Annotated in this window: 19 protein-coding genes; 10 read left to right on the top strand and 9 right to left on the bottom strand. The window is 49.5% G+C overall.

What is annotated here, in order from left to right:
• Window positions 1-57: 57 nt before the first annotated feature.
• From PHT49_05960 to PHT49_05935, 6 genes are all read right to left on the bottom strand, one after another.
• A complete protein-coding gene (locus tag PHT49_05960; GenBank protein ID MDD5451424.1) occupies window positions 58-2,169 on the bottom strand; it encodes a chemotaxis protein CheA in 2,112 nt (703 codons plus the stop codon).
• Between the two features lie 18 nt (window positions 2,170-2,187).
• A complete protein-coding gene (locus PHT49_05955) occupies window positions 2,188-2,571 on the bottom strand; it encodes a four helix bundle protein (GenBank protein ID MDD5451423.1) in 384 nt (127 codons plus the stop codon).
• A gap of 29 nt (window positions 2,572-2,600) precedes the next feature.
• Window positions 2,601-2,966: a response regulator gene (locus PHT49_05950; protein ID MDD5451422.1), complete on the bottom strand. Its 366-nt coding sequence runs from the start codon at window positions 2,964-2,966 to the stop codon at window positions 2,601-2,603.
• Window positions 2,967-3,188: 222 nt separating this feature from the next.
• On the bottom strand, window positions 3,189-3,488 hold the full coding sequence (locus tag PHT49_05945) for an STAS domain-containing protein (protein ID MDD5451421.1): 300 nt from the start codon (window positions 3,486-3,488) through the stop codon (window positions 3,189-3,191).
• 102 nt (window positions 3,489-3,590) lie between these two features.
• A complete protein-coding gene (locus PHT49_05940) occupies window positions 3,591-5,483 on the bottom strand; it encodes a methyl-accepting chemotaxis protein (GenBank protein ID MDD5451420.1) in 1,893 nt (630 codons plus the stop codon).
• Window positions 5,484-5,902: 419 nt separating this feature from the next.
• A complete protein-coding gene (locus PHT49_05935; GenBank protein MDD5451419.1) occupies window positions 5,903-7,900 on the bottom strand; it encodes a methyl-accepting chemotaxis protein in 1,998 nt (665 codons plus the stop codon).
• A 303-nt stretch (window positions 7,901-8,203) separates the two neighbouring features.
• Between PHT49_05935 and PHT49_05930 the strand changes: the two genes are divergently transcribed.
• The 8 genes from PHT49_05930 to PHT49_05895 all read left to right on the top strand — a co-directional run bounded on the left by PHT49_05930 (window position 8,204) and on the right by PHT49_05895 (window position 14,408).
• Window positions 8,204-8,770, top strand: coding sequence for a response regulator (locus PHT49_05930; GenBank protein MDD5451418.1), 567 nt, complete (start codon window positions 8,204-8,206; stop codon window positions 8,768-8,770).
• Window positions 8,771-8,796: 26 nt separating this feature from the next.
• Window positions 8,797-8,943, top strand: coding sequence for a hypothetical protein (locus PHT49_05925; protein ID MDD5451417.1), 147 nt, complete (start codon window positions 8,797-8,799; stop codon window positions 8,941-8,943).
• A gap of 107 nt (window positions 8,944-9,050) precedes the next feature.
• The gene (locus PHT49_05920; GenBank protein ID MDD5451416.1) at window positions 9,051-10,229 is read left to right on the top strand and encodes a hybrid sensor histidine kinase/response regulator; all 1,179 of its coding nucleotides are present in this window, start codon (window positions 9,051-9,053) and stop codon (window positions 10,227-10,229) included.
• A 132-nt stretch (window positions 10,230-10,361) separates the two neighbouring features.
• Complete coding sequence (locus PHT49_05915; protein MDD5451415.1) at window positions 10,362-11,300, top strand: J domain-containing protein; 939 nt, start codon at window positions 10,362-10,364, stop codon at window positions 11,298-11,300.
• Window positions 11,301-11,512: 212 nt separating this feature from the next.
• Window positions 11,513-12,082: a LemA family protein gene (locus PHT49_05910; protein MDD5451414.1), complete on the top strand. Its 570-nt coding sequence runs from the start codon at window positions 11,513-11,515 to the stop codon at window positions 12,080-12,082.
• 129 nt (window positions 12,083-12,211) lie between these two features.
• The gene (locus PHT49_05905; protein MDD5451413.1) at window positions 12,212-12,973 is read left to right on the top strand and encodes a TPM domain-containing protein; all 762 of its coding nucleotides are present in this window, start codon (window positions 12,212-12,214) and stop codon (window positions 12,971-12,973) included.
• 107 nt (window positions 12,974-13,080) lie between these two features.
• Complete coding sequence (locus PHT49_05900; protein ID MDD5451412.1) at window positions 13,081-13,614, top strand: hypothetical protein; 534 nt, start codon at window positions 13,081-13,083, stop codon at window positions 13,612-13,614.
• 116 nt (window positions 13,615-13,730) lie between these two features.
• Window positions 13,731-14,408: a DUF434 domain-containing protein gene (locus PHT49_05895; GenBank protein ID MDD5451411.1), complete on the top strand. Its 678-nt coding sequence runs from the start codon at window positions 13,731-13,733 to the stop codon at window positions 14,406-14,408.
• 104 nt (window positions 14,409-14,512) lie between these two features.
• On the opposite strand, the gene PHT49_05890 is transcribed toward PHT49_05895, so the two are convergent.
• The 3 genes from PHT49_05890 to PHT49_05880 all read right to left on the bottom strand — a co-directional run bounded on the left by PHT49_05890 (window position 14,513) and on the right by PHT49_05880 (window position 17,614).
• Window positions 14,513-15,208 carry a CBS and ACT domain-containing protein gene (locus PHT49_05890; GenBank protein ID MDD5451410.1) on the bottom strand — a complete coding sequence of 232 codons (696 nt, stop codon included), beginning with the start codon at window positions 15,206-15,208 and terminating at the stop codon, window positions 14,513-14,515.
• 147 nt (window positions 15,209-15,355) lie between these two features.
• Window positions 15,356-17,209 (bottom strand): ATP-dependent zinc metalloprotease FtsH, encoded by a 1,854-nt coding sequence (ftsH, locus tag PHT49_05885; protein ID MDD5451409.1) that lies wholly within the window; start codon window positions 17,207-17,209, stop codon window positions 15,356-15,358.
• A 246-nt stretch (window positions 17,210-17,455) separates the two neighbouring features.
• Entirely contained in the window at window positions 17,456-17,614 is a 159-nt protein-coding gene (locus PHT49_05880) for a hypothetical protein (protein ID MDD5451408.1), read from the bottom strand.
• Between the two features lie 269 nt (window positions 17,615-17,883).
• Between PHT49_05880 and PHT49_05875 the strand changes: the two genes are divergently transcribed.
• Both PHT49_05875 and PHT49_05870 read left to right on the top strand, forming a co-directional pair.
• Window positions 17,884-18,225 carry an MTH938/NDUFAF3 family protein gene (locus tag PHT49_05875; protein ID MDD5451407.1) on the top strand — a complete coding sequence of 114 codons (342 nt, stop codon included), beginning with the start codon at window positions 17,884-17,886 and terminating at the stop codon, window positions 18,223-18,225.
• 369 nt (window positions 18,226-18,594) lie between these two features.
• Window positions 18,595-18,798, top strand: coding sequence for a YwbE family protein (locus PHT49_05870; protein ID MDD5451406.1), 204 nt, complete (start codon window positions 18,595-18,597; stop codon window positions 18,796-18,798).
• The last annotated feature ends 109 nt before the right edge of the window (window positions 18,799-18,907 follow it).

Below are 18,907 nucleotides of genomic sequence, written 5' to 3'. Positions count from 1 at the left end.
CTTTCAGCCCTCAGCTTTGAGCTTTGAGCCTTCAGCTTCTTATCCTTTGCGGCGAACTCATGCCGCCTCCTCACGCTGTGCGCACCGCGTGATCTGGGGTACGTCCAAAATTAAGGCCACCGTGCCGTCACCCAGTATGGTGGCCCCGGATACGCCGTCGGCCTGTCTGAACATCTTGCCCAGAGGTTTAATCACCGCCTGTTTCTCACCCACAATCCTGTCCACAACCAGGCCCGTAACGAAATCCTCGGCCTGCACCACGATGACCTGTTCTATAGATAGCGCTTCTCTATCCGCCGTAACAAAGAATTCACTTAACCGGACATAAGGAACAAGTCTATCCCGGACATTCATCACATGGCGTCCGTGTGTATTATTAATATCACGCCCGGTCAATTCCACACACTCCTGCACATGATGCAGCGGGATCACAAACCGCTCCCGGCCTGACTCCACCAGGAGGCCGTCGATTATGGCCAGGGTCAGGGGCAGTCTGACCGTAACCGTGGCGCCTCGCCCTTTTTTACTCTGGATATCAAACGAACCGCGCAGGGCCTCTATCTCCCGCCTTACCACGTCCATGCCTACCCCGCGGCCGGAGACATCGGTGACCACTTCAGCGGTAGAAAATCCCGGCTGAAAAATGAGATTAAATATCTGGGAATCAGAGAGGCTCTTTGCGTCATCAATCAGGCCTTTTTCCATAGCCTTACGGACGATGGCCTCTGTATCAAGCCCCTTGCCGTCATCCTCAACCGATATAACCACCTCCCCTCCGGCATGAGACGCTGTCAAACGAATTATGCCGCGACGAGGTTTACCGGAGGTCTCTCTTTTCTCCGGGATCTCAATACCGTGGTCTAAACTATTTCGGATAAGATGAACCAGGGGATCGCCGATCTTCTCGATAACCGTTTTATCGAGTTCCGTTTCGTCTCCCTCTGTGATAAAATCAACTTCCTTGCCCAGTCCCGCGGAAAGATCGCGCACCAATCTTTTAAACTTGGCAAAAGTAGAACCAATAGGCAGCATACGCACTCCCAGGACACAATCGCGCAATTCACCGGTAAGACGCTCGACACTCTCTACAGCCGTCAGCAGTTCCGAGTTCCCGTTAGACCCGGACGCCTGGGTGAGCTGGGCCTGCGTAGTGACCAACTCACCCACTATATTGATGAGCTGGTCAAGTTTTTCGGCTGCCACGCGGATGCTGGTAGCGCTATGTTTTTCCGCCTGCTGCCGGATAATATGCTGCTCGACCAAGGCTGAATTAACCTTCTCCTTAGACACCGTACCGGCCTCGACCAGTATCTCCCCGATCTTTTTTTGATCCTTCGCGGCCCTTTCCACCGCTTCGGCAGGGACATCTCCGCGGGCAACCAGTATCTCACCAACCTTCTCAGTCACCGCATCACCAATCGTGGTCTCATTTGCTATCTTTTCAATGGCCACCTCACTGCTGTCTTCCACAAAGATAAAGACATCGCGGATAGCGTTGATATCGGCCTCAGATATAAGAGTCATGTCCCATCCGAGATAACACTCATCATAATTGATTTCTTCCAGGCAGGGGATGCGGTCGGAAAGAGCAGTGACCCGCAGCTCTCCGAGGTTGCCCATCTCGTTAAGTAAGGCGATAGGATCGTTCCCATAGCGAAGCGTATCGCTCCCGGGGATAAATCGGATACGATATGTAGCTCTCATGCCCCTACTGCTTACCGGTTGAACTTCGGCCCCCGAATCAGGATCTGCCTCTTTTGTCCTTGGGCCTGCTGCCTCTCCCTCATTCGTCTCTCCGGGTAAAAGCGAACGCAATGCGGCGATAATCTCCTCCCGGCCACCCGAATCCGTCTCAGATGTACCGAACAGCATAGATGAGATCTCGTCCCGCGCCGCCAGGATCAGGCCGATGAGGTCATTCGTAATCGGGATGACGCCGTTTCGCACCTGATCCATAACGGTCTCCACGTGGTGGGTAAACCCGGCAACGGCATCAAAACCGAACATAGCCCCGGAACCTTTAATTGTATGCATGGCCCGAAAAATACGGTTCACAAGCTCCATGTCGGCCATGTTGTTTTCCAACTCAAGCACGGCCTCTTCCAGTTCGGCCAGCAGTTCCCTGGCTTCTTCCAGGTAGGTCTGGGCGTGTTTATCTTCAGGGTTCATGATAAAACTCCTTTCGGGTTAAGAAGTCAGGAGACAGGAGTCAGAATTTAGAATAGATGAGTAGTACCCCTGCAGCAACTTACTGACTTCTTCGAGCTGATTTATTAATTCCGGATTATCCCCATATCCCAAATCTTTTGCTAAGATTAAATAGTACCGGCATTCTTCGATAGAGCCTTGGGAAATATTCATAAATCGGGCTTTATCGGCTTTCGTTTTTTTCTTGAAACCTTCCGCTATATTGGCCGGCACAGAAACAGCGGCTCGCCTGAACTGAGAAGTCAGGCCATATAGCTCTCTCCCCAGAAAGCCGTCGCTGAAACGGTAAATAGACAAAACGAATTGATGCGCCTTTTGCCAGACGATCAGATCCTGAAAATTCTTTGCCGGTTTTCTTTCCATTCCGACTTCTGACTCCTGAATTCTGACTTCTATCTAAGCACTTTTTTAACTACCGCCAGGAGCTGATCCGGCTTAAACGGCTTGACAATCCACCCCGAGGCCCCGGCTGTTCTGCCTTCAGCCTTCTTGCCCTCCTGCGACTCTGTAGTCAGCATAATGATCGGGATGAACTTATGGTTAGGCATCCCGCGCACCCCCTTGATCAGGCCGATGCCATCCAGGTTGGGCATATTAAGGTCGGTAATCAGCATGTCTATCTGAGCGCCGTTCAACTTGGTCAGGGCATCCTTACCGTCTGCCGCTTCGATGACCTCGTAACCGGCCTGTTTAAGGGTGAAACTTACCATCTGCCGGACGCTGGCTGAATCATCGGCGGTCATAATTGTCTTAGCCATAAAATACCCCCCGTTTTTACCTGAGTATTGTCAAAACTTTTGCCACAGAGAGCACAGAGAACACAGAGGTATCAGACCCGTAGGGTGGGTTTTACCCACCATCATTCCCTTGGTGGGCAAAGCCCACCCTACATTGCTAAGGGGAACCACAGCGCGGCATAGTCGCAACCAAAGAAGTTCAGGGTTCCGAGTTCCACGTTCACGGTCTTTTAACCCCGAACTTTAAACTTTAAACTTTGAACTTTCTAGCCCCGCCAATTCTGCTGCCTGCTGAAACGGCTCGGAAATGTCCGCCAAATTAAGCGACTTACCGGCTTTGGCGGCGCTCTTCTGAGCTGCAACCAAAAGTTGCAATGTGCAGACATCGACCTCAGTGACTCCATCCATGGCTACCGTAGGATTTTCTGTAGATTCAATAAGCCTTAGCAGGGCCTCTTTTAATTCCGCGCCTTCGGCGATACCGACCGCACCCGTCAGCTTTAACACCGGCTTTCCGTCAACGTCGCTAAGCATGCAAGCCATGTTGATTCCTCCTTTACCTGCCTCAGGAGACAGAATTTAGGAGTCAGAATTCAGAATAAAAGGAAACCCTAACATTCTGTCTTCTGTCTCCTGCCCTATCCCTCAAAACAACTCCACATTGTCTCCCATGTCATCTGTACCTGTCGCTTTTATCTGCGTATCCTTTTCAAGAAGTTCGACAGTACGGGCATCAGTACGCCCCGGCGCATCTGCGACCGGCTTAATTTGCTGCAGGGCATGAGTGTGCATCCTGCGTTCACTCTCCATGGTATAGCGTTCGGCTGTTGTATCCAGCACCGGTGTCACGGTAATAAGCCGTTTCTCCTCCGGCGATAATCTCTTGCCGATTTCATCCTGCAGATGTTCTAAGTGAGATATAACCCTCTCCAGGCCGGCCTCGGCAATTTGCGGAAATTTTATAGTGTTCACAAGCGCCGTAACATCCTCACCCAATAAATGACTGGCCTGGTTAATGGCCTCAACAGCGCTCCCTGTCTTGTCGCTGGCAGTCTGCAAGAGGAGCACGGCATTAGAGGCCCGTTCCTGGCCTTTTGCGGTCTGGCTCCGGCAATGTTCCAATACACCTTCCAACTTGTCTTTCAGGTCAGCCGCCACATTAACGGCACTCTGGAGCAGGGAGGCCGTCTCTTCGGCCACCGCGCTCCAAGAATCCGAAAGATGCTGCATATCTTCAGCCAGTACAGAAAGCGCGCGCCCATCCCCTCCAAGCCTCGCCGCCTGTACCTGGGCATTAAGGGCCAGGATCTTCATATCCAGGCGTGTCTTATTGATTTTGGTTTGATTGCTTCCGATCCGCTCTACCAGGCCTGACACATTACTGATGGTCTTAAACAATATTTCGCTGAGCAAAAAGCTGTTTTTCAGTTGCTGTCCCAGCGCCTCCATCTGGGGCTCAAGCATAGCCAATGCATTATCACCCTTCGTAGATGCGCTGGGGCGCGCGCCCCCGCTCGTCTCACCTATGGCCTCGGCGACATGCCTCACATGTCCCTCGATTTCCCGGCCGATCCCTTCAAGGGCAGTCATTATGTTTTGGCCGGCAGCAGTAATTTCGCTCCTCACGTTACGAAGTTGTGAAAGCTGTACGGCTAAGTTCCCATAAACAGCGCTCAACTCTTTTGAACTACATTTTTTCAGGGTTTTTCCATGCAGAGAATTACCCGGCTCTGCCAGAGCAGCCTGTACGTGTTCAACCTGCTGCCTGGTTATATCCTGAAACTGCAAGGCAGATACAATCTCTCCGACCTCCCGGAGTACTCTTTCGGAAAAGTGATCAATCTGTTCGGAAAGCCGGGTCATCTGTGCGGATGCCATATCTACAATATCTAAAGCGCCCATAATTTGTTGTGAAATCCGGTCAGACTCTTTACGTTGAATTTTTAGACGGGCAGCCACGGATGTCTCTGCCTCCTCAATATTTGCCAATACCTGTTTTACCTCGGTCTCAAAGTCAGATGCATACTTGGAAAGCGCACCGGAAAAATTACTTATTTGATCCGATAAAAAAATAAACCCGCTGCCCATATCTCCAAGACGGCCGCACTCAATGCGGGTAGAAATACCCAGTATTCTGGTTATAACGGCCAGCCTCTCCAGGGCATTGTGCCCGCTCTTCAGGCTTTCCAGTTCTTTCCCTATAGTGGAAATATGCCTGGCAGCCTTTGCAGATTCCTCAATCGTAGTACGCAAGGCGTCAAGCGACGTATTAAAAATATCCCTCACATCCAGAAACAGGTCTGTAACCTTTCGAAGATGTCCGCCTGAGGCGGATGTCTGTCCCTCTTCTCGAAGATGCGCCGTAGCGTGCAGATAGACCGCCCCCCTGGCCTGTTCCGAAAGGTCCTGCGCCTGGTGGTAAATAGACTCCAGCCCCCGGCCAAGCTGCAAAAATTCCGGCTCAACGTCGGCACATAACTGCGTCAGATATCTCTGACATTCATCCAATTCCTTTATTAGATCCCGCTTCTCATCCAATGGAGGGAAATCCCTTCAATTATCAGTCGTCAGCATGTTTGTTATCCGTTATCCGTTAACCGTTTTCCGACATTTTCTTCCGGTAAACGGTCAACTGTGAACGGGAGACCGGCTTCATGCTCAGAGCTGAAGGCTGATAGCTTATAATCATTTATCGGTAAGCAAAAAAAAATATTAAGGAAAAAAATAAATAACTTAACCGAACAAAAGAATTCGGATGAACACATTTCATCTGGAAACTACCGTTTTCGGCCTACGGTCGGCCTAATGCCGGATACTGGCTTTCAGCTATCAGCATGTTTGTTAACCGTTAACCGTTGTCCGACATTTTCTTCCGGTAAACGGTCAACTGTGAACGGGAGACCGGCTTCATGCTGAATGCCCCAACCGGAAATCAAAAGTTTTCGGTTGGATGCTATTTAAATTCTTTCAAACTCCCGGTCGTCTATATCATTCTTACCCAGGACTATATCAACCCCGGTTGTTATCTGCGGCTTAGGCACACTGCCGCTCGTAGATGCGCCGGGGCGCGCCGGTTTGCGGGCAGGCGCCTTAGGGATGTCGGCACGGGGACTACGCCCACCTCCCAATTGTTTCATCCCCTGACCACCTTGGTCATCCAGCTTGAAAAAATTAACGGACTCACGCAGCCGCTCGGCCTGGGACGTAAGTTCCTCAGCGGTTGCGGACATCTCTTCGGCAGCGCTGGCATTCTGCTGCACCACCTGGTCGAGCTGCTGGATAGACTGGGTCACCTGCTGAATACCGCTGGCCTGCTCAGTGCTGGAGGCATTTATCTCCTGCACCAGCTCGGCGGTCTTCTGGATATTGGGAACCAGTTCGGCCACCAGAGCGCCGGCATGTTCGGCCACCTGAACACTGCTGCCGGATAGGTTGGCAATCTCCTGGGCCGCAGTCTGGCTGCGCTCGGCCAGCTTCCGTACCTCGGCCGCCACGACGGCAAACCCCCGCCCATGTTCCCCGGCCCGGGCCGCCTCAATAGCCGCATTTAAGGCTAACAGATTGGTCTGACGGGCGATTTCTTCAATGATGGATATTTTTTCCGCAATCTGCTTCATGGCTCCAACCGACTCCGCCACGGCCTTACCGCTTTCCAGGGCATTGCCGGCCGCCTTCTCGGCAATGGAGGTGGTCTGCCTGGCATTGTCGGCATTCTGATTTACCGTACTGTTCATCTCCTCCATGGAGCTGGACACCTCTTCGATGCTGGACGCCTGTTCGGTAGAACCCTGTGAGAGTTGCGTGGCCGTACTGCTGGTTTGCTGACTGCCGGAGGCCACATTGTCAGAAGCAGTTTTTATATTGCCGACGATATTCCTCAAGTCGTTAATCATCCTCTTAAAGGCATTTCCAAGGACATCCTTTTCTGACTTGAGTGTGATTTCTACTGTCAAGTCTCCCCGGGCAACAGCTTCCGCTACCCGGGCGGTCTCCCGGAGACTTTCAATAACCTTATTTAAACTTTCTATGACCCTGGCAATCTCATCCTGTCGTTCAGCGACAATGTTCACCGACAGGTCTCCGAGGCTCAGGGTATGTAATTCTTTTACCAGCATGGCCACCTGTCTTTCCAGGTATTCCCGCTGTTCATCGGCCTCTCTCTGGAGACGTTTGACCTCGGTTATGTCTATGATGACCTCCATGCCGCCGTAGGGCTTGCCCTGTTCGTCAAAGAGGGCCGAACAGGCCGCCTGGATGGGCACCTTCCTGCCGTCCCTGGTCTCCGCCACCGTCTCGCCGTTGATCACCTCGCCCGTGCGCATGCAGTTCTTTATGGTGCACTGGGCCGTGCCGCAGAGCGGTGTCCGGGAAAACTGGGCGCAGGTCATCTTGCCCACCACCTCGTCCCGGCTGTAGCCCATGGCCTTCAGCGCCACATCATTTATAGAGGTGATCACCAGGTCCTTATCGGTCACAAACATGGGCGCAGCGGCGGATTTGAGGATATTGTCTACCTCCCACTTGGCCTTGACTGCCTCGGTCCGGTCCAGGATGACCTCCATGCCGCCGTAGGGCTTGCCCTGTTCGTCAAAGAAGGCCGAACAGGCCGCCTGGATGGGCACCTTCCTGCCGTCCCTGGTCTCGGCCACCGTCTCGCCGTTGATTACCTCGCCCGTGCGCATGCAGTTCTTTATGGTGCACTGGGCCGTGCCGCAGAGCGGTGTCCGGGAAAACTGGGCGCAGGTCATCTTGCCCACCACCTCGTCCCGGCTGTAGCCCATGGCCTTCAGCGCCACATCATTTATAGAGGTGATCACCAGGTCTTTATCGGTCACAAACATGGGCGCGGCTATAGACTTCAAGATGTTTTCGCAGCGCCTGGCCTCCGCCCGGGCCTCCTGCAACTCACTCTCATAATCCTTTGACTTGCTTTCTTCTCGTTTAAACAGGTTCATCTTCTTACCTCCTCTTGAAGAGTATGATTTTGAGATATATCTCCATCTCTCGCTTCTTGTTTATCGGCATACTTAAAAAAACATTAAGAATAAAACGAATAATACAACTTTTATTATACATATCGCCCTAAATTATATATTTTGCTTTTAATGGAACCCACGGGACAGGGCCGTAAGGAGTCTATATAACGAGTTTTTAAAGCTGCAGAAAACTTTGTGTTAACTTATTGTAACAATGTCCGAAAAGTAGTATATAAGCAAAAATCTATAGACTTATGGTCTGCTAGAGAAAGGTGTCTTCAGATGAATAGAGCAGAATATCTTACAACCTCAGAAGCTGGCAAAATTTGCGGGGTAACCCGTACAACCATCACCCGATGGATAGATGAAGGCATCCTCAATGCCTTTGTAACCCCGGGCGGCCATCGTAAGATAAGAAGAGGGGAGTTAATCAACTTTCTGGCCGGCAAAGATGCAGTTCCGCCGGAGGCCGTTAATCCCGGTAAGAATCATATCCTGGTAGTTGATGACAATCCTTATGACGTTAAACTCCTTGAGGCTGCCTTCCTGGTAGCCAGAGATAGATACCAGGTTCATACCGCCGGCGACGGATTTGAGGCCATTTATAAAATTGGCGAGGTCAAACCAAAAATTGTGATCCTGGACCTGATGATGCCTAAGATGGATGGGTTTGAAGTCTGTACCAGGATTAAATCCAATGAATCTACCAAACATATCAAAGTAATAGTTACTACAGCCCATGCTGAGGAAGGGCACAGAAAAAAAGCGCTGAAATGCGGCGCAGACGCCTTCTTTGCCAAGCCCCTGGATTTGACCGCTCTAATCAAAAAAATCATTGAGTTCTCGTGATTGTTGAAAGCTGATAGCCGAAGAAAGTGGATAAAGACAAAGGCTACTTGCAGGAATTCCTTGTCAACGTCTGGCAGAAGACCGAATATGATTCTCGCGGCTTCCGGCGCGTAGCCAAACCTGCTCCACCGGCCGAAGTTCTTAACAAGGTGGAAGAATGGCTTAAGAGATAGAATATAGGAGATAGAATTCAGAATAAAAAGGAACTTTAACATTTTGTCTCCTGACTCCTGTCTTCTGACCTCTGTCTCCTGTATTCTATATTCTGAAAGGAGTTTACATGTACGCCATACTGCTCGCCGATGACAATCCCAATGTCCGCTTTATGGTGAGTGAGATATTACGCGCTAATATTGACTGTGCAATAATTACCGCCAAGGATGGACTGGAGGCCGTACGGCTGGCCCGCGAAAAACACCCGGATGTGGTGCTCCTTGATATCCAGATGCCGACTATGGATGGATTCGAGGCCTGCCGGATACTCAAGGGCGATCCTGAGATGAGGCATATCCCCATCGCGTTTCTCACAGGCGCTTATGACGACTTAGATTCCAAGATAAAAGGCATGGATCTAGGGGCCGACGATTACATAGTGCAACCGGTTGACAACCTGATTTTGGTAACCCGGGTCAAGGTCATGTTGCGCATAAAGTCGCTGTATGACGAGCTGCGTCGGGCCGGCCATGAGTTGCAAAGAGTAGAGCAACAAAAGTTTGCCTTTCTCTCAAAGATTTCCCACGAACTGCGCAGCCCCCTTAACGGCATCCTCGGTTTTGCTGAGCTGCTGGCCAACGAATACTACGGGCCGTTAAACAGCAACCAGCGCGAATTCCTCTCCGTGATCGACAGGAATGGGCGGCAACTTCTGGCCCTGATTGATGACATCTCGTTCCTGGCCAGGCTGGAGACCGGGGGTGTTACGCCCCGCCCGGAGACCCTCTCTCTAACCGGCCTGATCGATACGGTCTGGATGGATCTGCAAAATATGGCCTACAATAAGCGTATCTCCTACCGGCGGGAAGTGCCGCCGGAAGCGGACCGCATCACTGCAGACAAAAAGTTCCTGCAGACTATTCTACGAAACCTCCTTGATAATGCCATAAAGTTTAGCCAGGCGGGCGGACAAATCAACGTGAGTTGCCGGCTGCAACAAGACCCAAGTCCCCCCTCACCCCCCTTTGATAAAGGGGGGATAAGGGGGGACTTGGTGGCCATAGCTATAACCGACACCGGTCAAGGCATAAAGCCGGAAGACAACGACAAGATATTTACCCCGTTTCCCAAAATAACCGGGAAAGAAGGCGGGGAACAGGGATCAGGTCTCGGTCTTGCCATATGTAAAAAATTTGTTGAGTTGATGGGGGGTTCCATAGAGTTTGAAAGTGCACCAGGAGCAGGTTCAACCTTTACCGTTTACCTACCTTTTGCAGAAACTATCAGCCATCAGCCGTCAGCTTGACATCGCCCGTTTAAAAAACTATATTAGTGCTTAAATCCGCCACAGAATAGAGGAGTCAGAAGTCAGAAAGAATTCGAAGTCAGAATAATTCTGTATTCTGTATTGTGTCTCCTGTATTCTGTATTCTGCATTATGCCCAAAGACTATTATAAAATCCTGGGAGTTCCTAAAAGCGCCTCCGCTGAGGAGATCAAGAAGGCCTACCGGAAACTGGCGTTAACGTACCACCCTGACCGTAATAAAGGGGATAAGGCCGCCGAGGAAAAGTTTAAACAGATTAGCGAGGCCTACGCCGTCTTGAGTGATCCGGAAAAAAGAAGGCAATACGACACTGTTGGATCAACAGAGTTCCATCAGCGGTTTTCGCAGGAAGACATCTTTCGTGGTTTTGATTATTCCGGCATCTTTAAGGAATTTGGGTTCAGCTTTGGCGACATCCTGGGCCAGGCCTTCTCGCAAGGCAAAAAGGGAAGCTCCCGTCAATCCTACTATAACTTTGGGGGACCGCAACCCGGCCGCGACTTCCGGTTTCATCAGGATGTAAGGCAGAAGGGTGAAGATATCGTTTTAGAACTACCGGTCAGCCTGGTAGAAGCATTTAATGGAGCGGAAAAGGTCGTCTCTTTCCAGCGCGGCGGGCATACGGAAAGGGTCTCCGTTAAGATACCGGCAGGGATAGAAGACGGGAAAAAGTTGCGTATCCCGGGTAAAGGCGGGCCCGGATTACACGGGGGACCGCCGGGCAATCTTTATTTAAAGATCAAGGCGCTGGAACATCCGCAATTCAAGCGTGAAGGGTTCAATCTGGTACTGGACAGGGAAATACCCTTCAGCAGCGTTGTCCTCGGTTCACAGGTGGATGTCCCGACCCTGGATGGCAAAAACTTGAGCGTACGTGTGCCGGCCGGCACCCAGAGTAACACCAGGCTGCGGGTTAAGGGGTTCGGGCTCCCGCTCCCGGATGGTTCGGGACGGGGGGATTTGTATGTACGTATTACGGTGAAAATCCCGGGCAAGCTGAACAACAAGCAAAAACACTTAATGGAAGAACTTGCCGCCGCCGGATTATAGGGAACTGATGAGCCTCTTGCAAAATTGTCTGTCATCCCCGAATGATTCTATCGGGGATACAGGCATTCGGGGACGGATATGGTTTTTACTTGAATAAAACCAGATTCTCGCTCAAAAGCGTTGCGGGAATGATAAAAAATGGAGTTTTGCAAGAGGCTCTGATGTAAAGAATTGTAAAGAAGAACAAGGAGGCAAGAGTGAAAAAACGGATAATGTATATTGTATTTATATGTATGCTGTTAACTGTCTCAGGTTGCGGGTATAACACGATGCAGAAAAATGAAGAGGCTATGAAGGCAGCATGGGGCGATGTAGAGGCAACATATCAGAGAAGAAATGACCTCATCCCGAATCTCGTAGAAGTTGTAAAGACATATGCAAAACATGAGAGGGAGACCCTTACCGCAGTGACAGAGGCAAGGGCAAAGGTCGGCACTATACAGATGTCAAAGAATATGCTTGATGATCCAAAAACGTTTACTCAGTTTCAGGAGGCACAGTCTGCAATGAGTAGCGCGCTTTCAAGGCTTATGGTCGTAGTAGAAAGATACCCTGACCTTAAGGCCAACCAAAACTTCCAGGACCTTCAGAATCAGCTTGAAGGCACAGAGAATAGGATAAATGTTGCACGAACACGGTATAATAAGGCAGTGGAGACATTCAATACCTCGATAAGGGTATTTCCAAACAGCGTAACAAATAGCCTGCTGCTGCATCTGAAACTTAAAGAATCATTCAAGGCTGAGGCAGGGGCAGAGAAGGCTCCTAAGGTAAAATTCTAACTATGTATAGACAGGCAGGGCATAGCATTTTCGCTCATTCTCCGTCGTATCGACCTCCGAGGTTAATCCTGTCTTCGACGGAATTAAAAACTGCTAAAATACTGTGTCCTGCCTGTTTTTGTTTGAACTATGAATAGTGCGAATAAAAAAATATTAAATATCCTGCTTTTTATTTTCTTACTTCTGTGTCTTTCTTGGAGTAAGACGATATCAACTGTTCATGCGCTTAATATCCCTAAACTTCAGGGATATGTCAACGATTATGCCAATATGATTTCTCCCTCAGTAAAAGCTGAACTTGAGAATGAACTGAAAACCTTCGAACAAACAGACTCAACCCAGATAGTCATTTTAACAATCCCATCACTTGAAGGAGAGGTGATCGAGGACTTCAGCATCAAGGTTGCAGAGGCATGGAAGATCGGGCAGAAGGGCAAGGACAACGGCGTAATACTTACAGTCGCAAAACAGGAAAGGAAGATGAGGATCGAGGTAGGACGAGGTCTCGAAGGCAAGTTAACCGATCTGATAGCAGGAAGGATCATAGACCTTGTCATAAAACCGAAATTTAAGAGAGGGGACCTTAACGAAGGTTTTATTGCGGGTGTCCACGCCTTGATTGATGCGACACGGGGAGAGTTTAAGATTGATGAAAAGCGCCGCTCTCCGGAGGGAGATATTTTTTCGATTCTTTTCCCTCTTATTCCTTTTTTAATCTTCCCTGCCATTATTGCCTTAAGAAGTCGTATTAGAAGAGGTGTGCCCTGGCCAGGTGGTGGCTATGGCGGAATAGGCAGTGGATTTGGAGGAGGAGGCTTTAGCAGCGGGGGAGGTTTTGGTGGAGGCGGTGGAGGAGATTTTGGAGGTGGCGGGGCATCGGGAGATTGGTGATGAAACATCTTAGAAAGTCAGACAGGTTTTTTAATGAGGATGAGAAAAAACGGATAGCGGATACTACCCATGAAATAGAATCCCGGACTATCGGGGAGATCGCTGTTATGGTGGTTGATAGCAGTGACCGGTATCTTGAGACCGAGGTAATCGGAGGGATATTCTTCGGAAGTTTTCTAGCCCTGATCTTAGTTACTTTGTTTTTTCAATCATCTCTTCCGTGGTACATATTATTCAGTTTTTCATTCTTCTTTCCTGCGAAATATATCGTTAAAAAAATCCCTGTCATGAAAGCTGCGCTCATAGAGGTGCGGCGAAAAGAACATGCGGTGATGCAACGGACAGTCAGGGCATTCTATGAAAAAGGGCTTTATAAAACTAAAAAGAATACAGGGGTTTTATTTTTCCTTTCCCTGCTCGAAAGGAAAGTCTGGGTTCTTGCGGACAAAGGAATATATGAAAAGATTGAACAGGAGACCCTGAATAAATTCGCAAAGATTGTTTCTCTGGGGATAAAAGATAGTCGCGCCTGCGATGCCCTCTGCGAGGCTATTAAAGAGGCAGGGGCATTGTTAGCACAACATTTTCCGATAACACCTGGAGATCTAGACGAACTGCCTGATGAAGTAATGACTGAATGAAGGCGTTTGTATCGATGATATAAAGACACATGGTCTTCCACTGAAGCCATACGGCACCTGCCCTGTTCTCCTTGGCATGTAGGAAATTTCGCGGACTCCGGGTTAAAAGAGATCGAATGGGGAAAAGGCTACATGCCTTAATAGACATTGCTGCGCTAAAACTGGCGGCCCATGATTTTCGCTATCTCTTGAATCGCAATTATCCCCGGCGTGCCGCCCTCACCCTGGTAGGCAACCGATATCAACTCACCGTGGCTGAACGAGACCTTCTCCATCGGGGTGTCTTTGCCCGGAAAAACTCTGAGCGGAAAAACAAAAAAATCCCCATCTCTGCCTTATATCAGGCCTCCCTGGCTATCGATGGTCATAACGTTCTCATAACCCTGGAAAGCGCTTTAAGGGGGCTGCCCCTGATCCTGGCGGATGATGGATTTATCAGGGATATTGCCCGGGCCGGCAGGGGATATGTCCCCGGCGCTTTTACTATGGAGGCCCTAAATCTGATCTGCGATACGCTCAGACGGCATCGGCCGGCAGATATTATCTTTCTCCTGGATTCTCCCGTCTCCAAGAGCGGAGAACTGGCGGCCACGGCCCGGCGCTTTTTGTCGGAATACGGTTTGAAGGGGAGGGTTCAGGCTATACCTGTGCCTGAAAAGATATTGTCCGGTTTTCCCGGGGCAGTGGCCACCAGTGATTCAGCAATTATTGAAGACGCGGCCATGGTCTTTGACCTGGCCGGCCACATAATAAGGTATCGCCTGGGCTTTAAAAATATGATACGACTTCGCTAAGAGTTCAAAATTCTAAGCTTTCAGACGTAGGGTGGGCTTTGCCCACCATCTTTGGCAGCGTAGCGTAGGTTTGGTGGGCTGAGCCCACCCTACATGACTGTTTGCTATTTGGCCTTTTCAAGTTGGCGGTGGGGGATGTTTGACAGGTCGTCCCTTGTGGTATAAAGGACGATAAAACGCTTTTCCAGCTCTTTGTTCAGCTTTACCAGTTTCTCCTTTTCCATATCCATAATCCGGATGAAGACGTGGCGGCATTCCTTCTCACATGAGTCCCATGAGGTGAGTATGCTTACCATCCGTCCCCCATGGGCCCGGATGGTATCGGCTACTTCTTTTATGGAGCCCGCCCGGTCTTCAATGCTGAACGCAAACTGGATTCCGCCTTGATATATACCCGTAATACTCACCAGTACCTTGAGGACATCGGTCAGCGTAACCACACCGATAAGGTCGCCCTTATTGTTCACTACCGGAAGGCCGGAAATACGGTTTTCGAGCATGATAACAGCCGCCTTTTCTACCGTATCATCCCCATTAATGGTGATAGGGTCTTTGGCCATGAGATCTTTAACTTTTATTTCAGACAAGAGATAATACAACTCATGTACATCCAGAGAAGTAGCCTTGGAAGGAGCGGCGTCCTTTAAATCCCGATCAGTGATAATCCCGACCAGCTTCCCCTTGCGTAAGACCGGCAGCCTGCGGACGTTGTGTTCTTTCATTATCTGTGTAGCCTTCATCATAGATGTGTTCTCATCTATGGCTATAACCTCGCTGGCCATCCACCCTTTTACTAACATGGCGAAACTCCTCTCACGGCTGGTAACTATTTAAAAGCGTTAGAAATCATGACAATATCACCATATTTTGTCAAGCCCTTTTTCGCTGAAAATTCCACATCTTTTATGGAATCCGATGTTCCTGAGCAAAATTTGCTGGAGTACGCCTCAGGCGAACAACTTCTTAAGCTCTTCTCCCTCTACAACCTCTTTCTCCAGTAAGAGCTTGGAAAGCATATCCAGTTTTTCCTTTTTCCCGGTCAGTATCTCTTTCGCCCTTTCATAACACGAATTGATCAGTTTTCTGACCTCATCGTCAATCTGACGGGCTGTTTCCTCACTGTACTCTTTCGACTGTGGAAGCATAACATCGAGAAACAGGGGTCTCCTCTCGCGGCCGAAAGTTAACGGCCCGAGCGCCTCGCTCATGCCGTACTCGGTAACCATACTCCGGGCTATGTCCGCGGCCTTTAAGAGATCATTCTGCGCACCGGTAGAAACCTCTTTAAAGTTTATTTCTTCGGAGCCCCGGCCTCCCAGGAGAACAGTAATCTTGTCCATCAGTTCCGACTTAGTCATCAGGTACCGGTCTTCTGTGGGGAGTTGCAGCGTATAACCAAGGGCGGCGATACCACGGGGAATAATAGAAACACGGTGGACCGGATCGGCTTGCGGCAGGGACATAGCCACGAGGGCATGTCCGGCCTCATGGTAGGCCACGATCTCCTTTTCCTTCCTGGTAATCAGTCTGCTCTTCTTCTCCAGGCCGGCCAGGACACGGTCAATCGCCTCCTCAAAATCTGCCATTTCAACCTGAGATTTGTTATTCCGGGCCGCCAGCAGTGCGGATTCGTTAACTACATTGGCTAGATCGGCCCCCACCATTCCCACGGTACGCGCCGCAATGACCTTTACATCCACATCAGGGGCTATCTTTACCTTCCGGACATGGACCTTTAATATAGCCTCCCGTCCTTTGAGATCAGGTCGATCCACAAGAACATGACGATCAAAACGACCGGCTCGCAGTAGGGCCTGATCTAAAATCTCCGGCCGGTTTGTAGCCGCCATAATTATTACGCCCTTTTTGGTATCGAACCCATCCAGTTCAGAGAGGAGCTGGGTCAATGTCTGCTCGCGTTCATCAACCCCGGAGACCGGGCTGATACCCCGCGCCTTCCCCAGGGCGTCGATCTCATCGATAAAGATTATACACGGAGCCTTTTCCTCGGCCTGGGCAAACAGGTCACGGACGCGCGCCGCTCCTACACCCACAAACATCTCCACAAAAGAAGATCCGCTCAGACTCAGAAAAGGGACCTTTGCCTCTCCGGCCACGGCCTTGGCCAGAAGAGTCTTACCGGTGCCGGGCGGGCCGACCAGCAGGACTCCTTTGGGTATCTTCCCTCCCAGACTCTGAAACCGACCGGGATTCCTCAGAAATTCGATAACTTCTTTCAGCTCCTCCTCCGCCTCGTCAACGCCGGCCACGTCTTCAAAAGTGATCTTGGTCTCGTCCTCAACATAGACCTTGGCCTTGCTCTTGCCGATAGCCATAAAACCGCCTTCTGCGCCGGTGCGCATCCGCCTGAGAAAATATCCCCAGATGGCAACAAATATGAATATCGGCACAACCCACGAAAGTAATGTGGTCAACCAGGTCATTTCCGGCTGGGCGGTGAATTTGATACGATTGGCCTCCAGTTCTTTTATGAGATCCGGGTCCTCCATACGCACAGAATAAAAAGTCTTCTCCTTGGCCAACTGGGCAACCGCTGTCTTGTCCTTTTCACCGGCCCGCATCTTGGCAAGGGTTTCTGCCGCCCCCGGTCCCAACTTGCCGCGGATGGAATCTTTGGCAATAAGCAGGTCTTCAACCCGGCCTTCCCGAACTAACACCTTAAATTCACTATAAGATATGGTTGCCTGTTGCTGTGCCAGGAAGAAATACTGGAACAGCATCAATACCCCCATGGCCACGATAAAGTACCAGATCGAAAAATGAATTTTCTTTTGTTTCATTCGCGCACCCTAAGTTTAATAGGCTAATTAAAAACGATCAATTAGTAAAAAAGCCTTTTCACCGCAGAGTGCGCAGAGAAAAACTATAAACTATTCACTATGTTATCTCAGCGATCTCTGCGGTGAAATTTTACTTTTTACGAGCTCATCAAAAATAATATATCAAAAGATATCTCAAATATGCAAGAAATACCATACCGTTAAGAATATACGGACGGGCTAATAAAGGGGATAAAAAGGTAAGATTTAGTGCGCGGGCTTATTTTCAGAGGAATTAGTCTGAGGCCGGTAGGCCTGAAAATAGCGTGACTTTATATCTTCCAGAAGGGCTTCTTTCTCGGCATCAGATAGCCGGTCATAGATTGGACTTAACCGCAAAAAGCCTTTGATTTCTTCTTCACTCATCGTGCGTACACCGACACCGTTGACAAAACGATTTATTCCATACACCAGGCAAAAAATCTTGTCAAGAGTTTTTTGTCAGTTTTGTGACAAAGTTTTGACCTTTGTCCTATAACGTTCTATAATCATCCAACTTGATAGCTCAGGAATTTCCTTTTTGGAACGCAGATAAATGCAGATTGATAAGACCTCGAATATAAAAAACCATTTTCTGCGGATATCGGCGAAAATTTGCGTCCTAATTTAAAGGATAAGGAGCGAAAACTTCGCCCATGATAAACGATTACCATTTTGGCTCCATAACCATAAACGACCGGACCTATAACTCTGACGTCATTATCTACCCGGATAAAGTGGACGCGGATTGGTGGCGCAAAGAAGGCCACGCCCTCTACCTGGCAGATATAAAAGAGATCATAGCCCAGAATCCGGAGGTATTAATCGTTGGGACAGGGGCCTATGGCGTACTCAAGGTTTCCAAAAAAGTTTGTGACCTCGCTGCTGAAAAGGGCATAGAACTTATTGTCCGGAAGACGGAAGAGGCCTGTAAGGAATTCAACCGCCTCAGCCAGTCCGGTAAAAAAGTCGTAGCCGCCCTTCACCTGACGTGTTAAAGGCATAACCTATTGAAGCTCCCCGCTACAAGCACCGGGGAATGCGCTCGCTATGCATGTTCAAGGGTGAATCATCCCATAAAAAGCTACGGTGCCCGGAAAGCTGGGATGAAAAAATCGTATATCAGCGCTGCGGTCAAGAAAGTTCGAAACCGGAAATGAAAGTCGTACTTGATATATAATGCTTCAATTGAACATGCATAGCGAGCGCATTCCCCGCTGCTTGCCATCCAGGTCCGACCCTGGCGGGCGGCGGGGTTAGCGAGCGAATACTATGCTTTTTACCTTACATACGGAGATTCCCCATCCGCCCAAGGCGGACTGCGGGAAGCTTCAATTCGGACAAAATTTAGAGCAGAAAGGTCTTAGTTGAACGGCACAAATCGTGTAAATATAAAACCAGGCATACAGGTTTTGATAGTATTAAAGAAAGACCAGCGATCTGGAAAACTAACGAAAGGTATTGTGCAAGACATTTTGACCAAATCTCCTACTCATCACCATGGCATCAAAGTCCGATTAGAAAGTGGTGAAATTGGACGAGTGAAAGAAATATTAAGTGGCTCATCGTGAAAGAGTGTGGGTAATTTTCTCTTAAAATAAGGCATGTTCTTATTATCCCCCCCTTTAGTAAAGGGGGGCGAGGGGGGATTTGAAAACTCCTGGTAGTAACTATGCTTTC

It is taken from the genome of Desulfovibrionales bacterium (assembly GCA_028715605.1).
Classification (GTDB): Bacteria; Desulfobacterota; QYQD01; order QYQD01; family QYQD01; genus QYQD01.
Note: the sequence above shows the minus strand (reverse complement) of the source record. Positions and strands in the feature narration are given on the sequence as shown.

Bases quoted from the DNA above. Each gene is read 5' to 3' on its own strand.
- PHT49_05880 (MDD5451408.1), bottom strand. From the start codon at position 17,614: ATGAGTGAAGAAGAAATCAAAGGCTTTTTGCGGTTAAGTCCAATCTAT.
- PHT49_05895 (MDD5451411.1), top strand. From the start codon at position 13,731: ATGGGGAAAAGGCTACATGCCTTAATAGACATTGCTGCGCTAAAACTG.
- PHT49_05875 (MDD5451407.1), top strand. From the start codon at position 17,884: ATGATAAACGATTACCATTTTGGCTCCATAACCATAAACGACCGGACC.
- PHT49_05930 (MDD5451418.1), top strand. From the start codon at position 8,204: ATGAATAGAGCAGAATATCTTACAACCTCAGAAGCTGGCAAAATTTGC.
- PHT49_05890 (MDD5451410.1), bottom strand. From the start codon at position 15,208: ATGTTAGTAAAAGGGTGGATGGCCAGCGAGGTTATAGCCATAGATGAG.
- PHT49_05920 (MDD5451416.1), top strand. From the start codon at position 9,051: ATGTACGCCATACTGCTCGCCGATGACAATCCCAATGTCCGCTTTATG.
- PHT49_05945 (MDD5451421.1), bottom strand. From the start codon at position 3,488: ATGGCTTGCATGCTTAGCGACGTTGACGGAAAGCCGGTGTTAAAGCTG.
- PHT49_05915 (MDD5451415.1), top strand. From the start codon at position 10,362: ATGCCCAAAGACTATTATAAAATCCTGGGAGTTCCTAAAAGCGCCTCC.
- PHT49_05960 (MDD5451424.1), bottom strand. From the start codon at position 2,169: ATGAACCCTGAAGATAAACACGCCCAGACCTACCTGGAAGAAGCCAGG.
- PHT49_05950 (MDD5451422.1), bottom strand. From the start codon at position 2,966: ATGGCTAAGACAATTATGACCGCCGATGATTCAGCCAGCGTCCGGCAG.
- PHT49_05935 (MDD5451419.1), bottom strand. From the start codon at position 7,900: ATGAACCTGTTTAAACGAGAAGAAAGCAAGTCAAAGGATTATGAGAGT.
- PHT49_05905 (MDD5451413.1), top strand. From the start codon at position 12,212: ATGAATAGTGCGAATAAAAAAATATTAAATATCCTGCTTTTTATTTTC.
- ftsH (MDD5451409.1), bottom strand. From the start codon at position 17,209: ATGAAACAAAAGAAAATTCATTTTTCGATCTGGTACTTTATCGTGGCC.
- PHT49_05955 (MDD5451423.1), bottom strand. From the start codon at position 2,571: ATGGAAAGAAAACCGGCAAAGAATTTTCAGGATCTGATCGTCTGGCAA.
- PHT49_05910 (MDD5451414.1), top strand. From the start codon at position 11,513: ATGTATATTGTATTTATATGTATGCTGTTAACTGTCTCAGGTTGCGGG.
- PHT49_05900 (MDD5451412.1), top strand. From the start codon at position 13,081: ATGGTGGTTGATAGCAGTGACCGGTATCTTGAGACCGAGGTAATCGGA.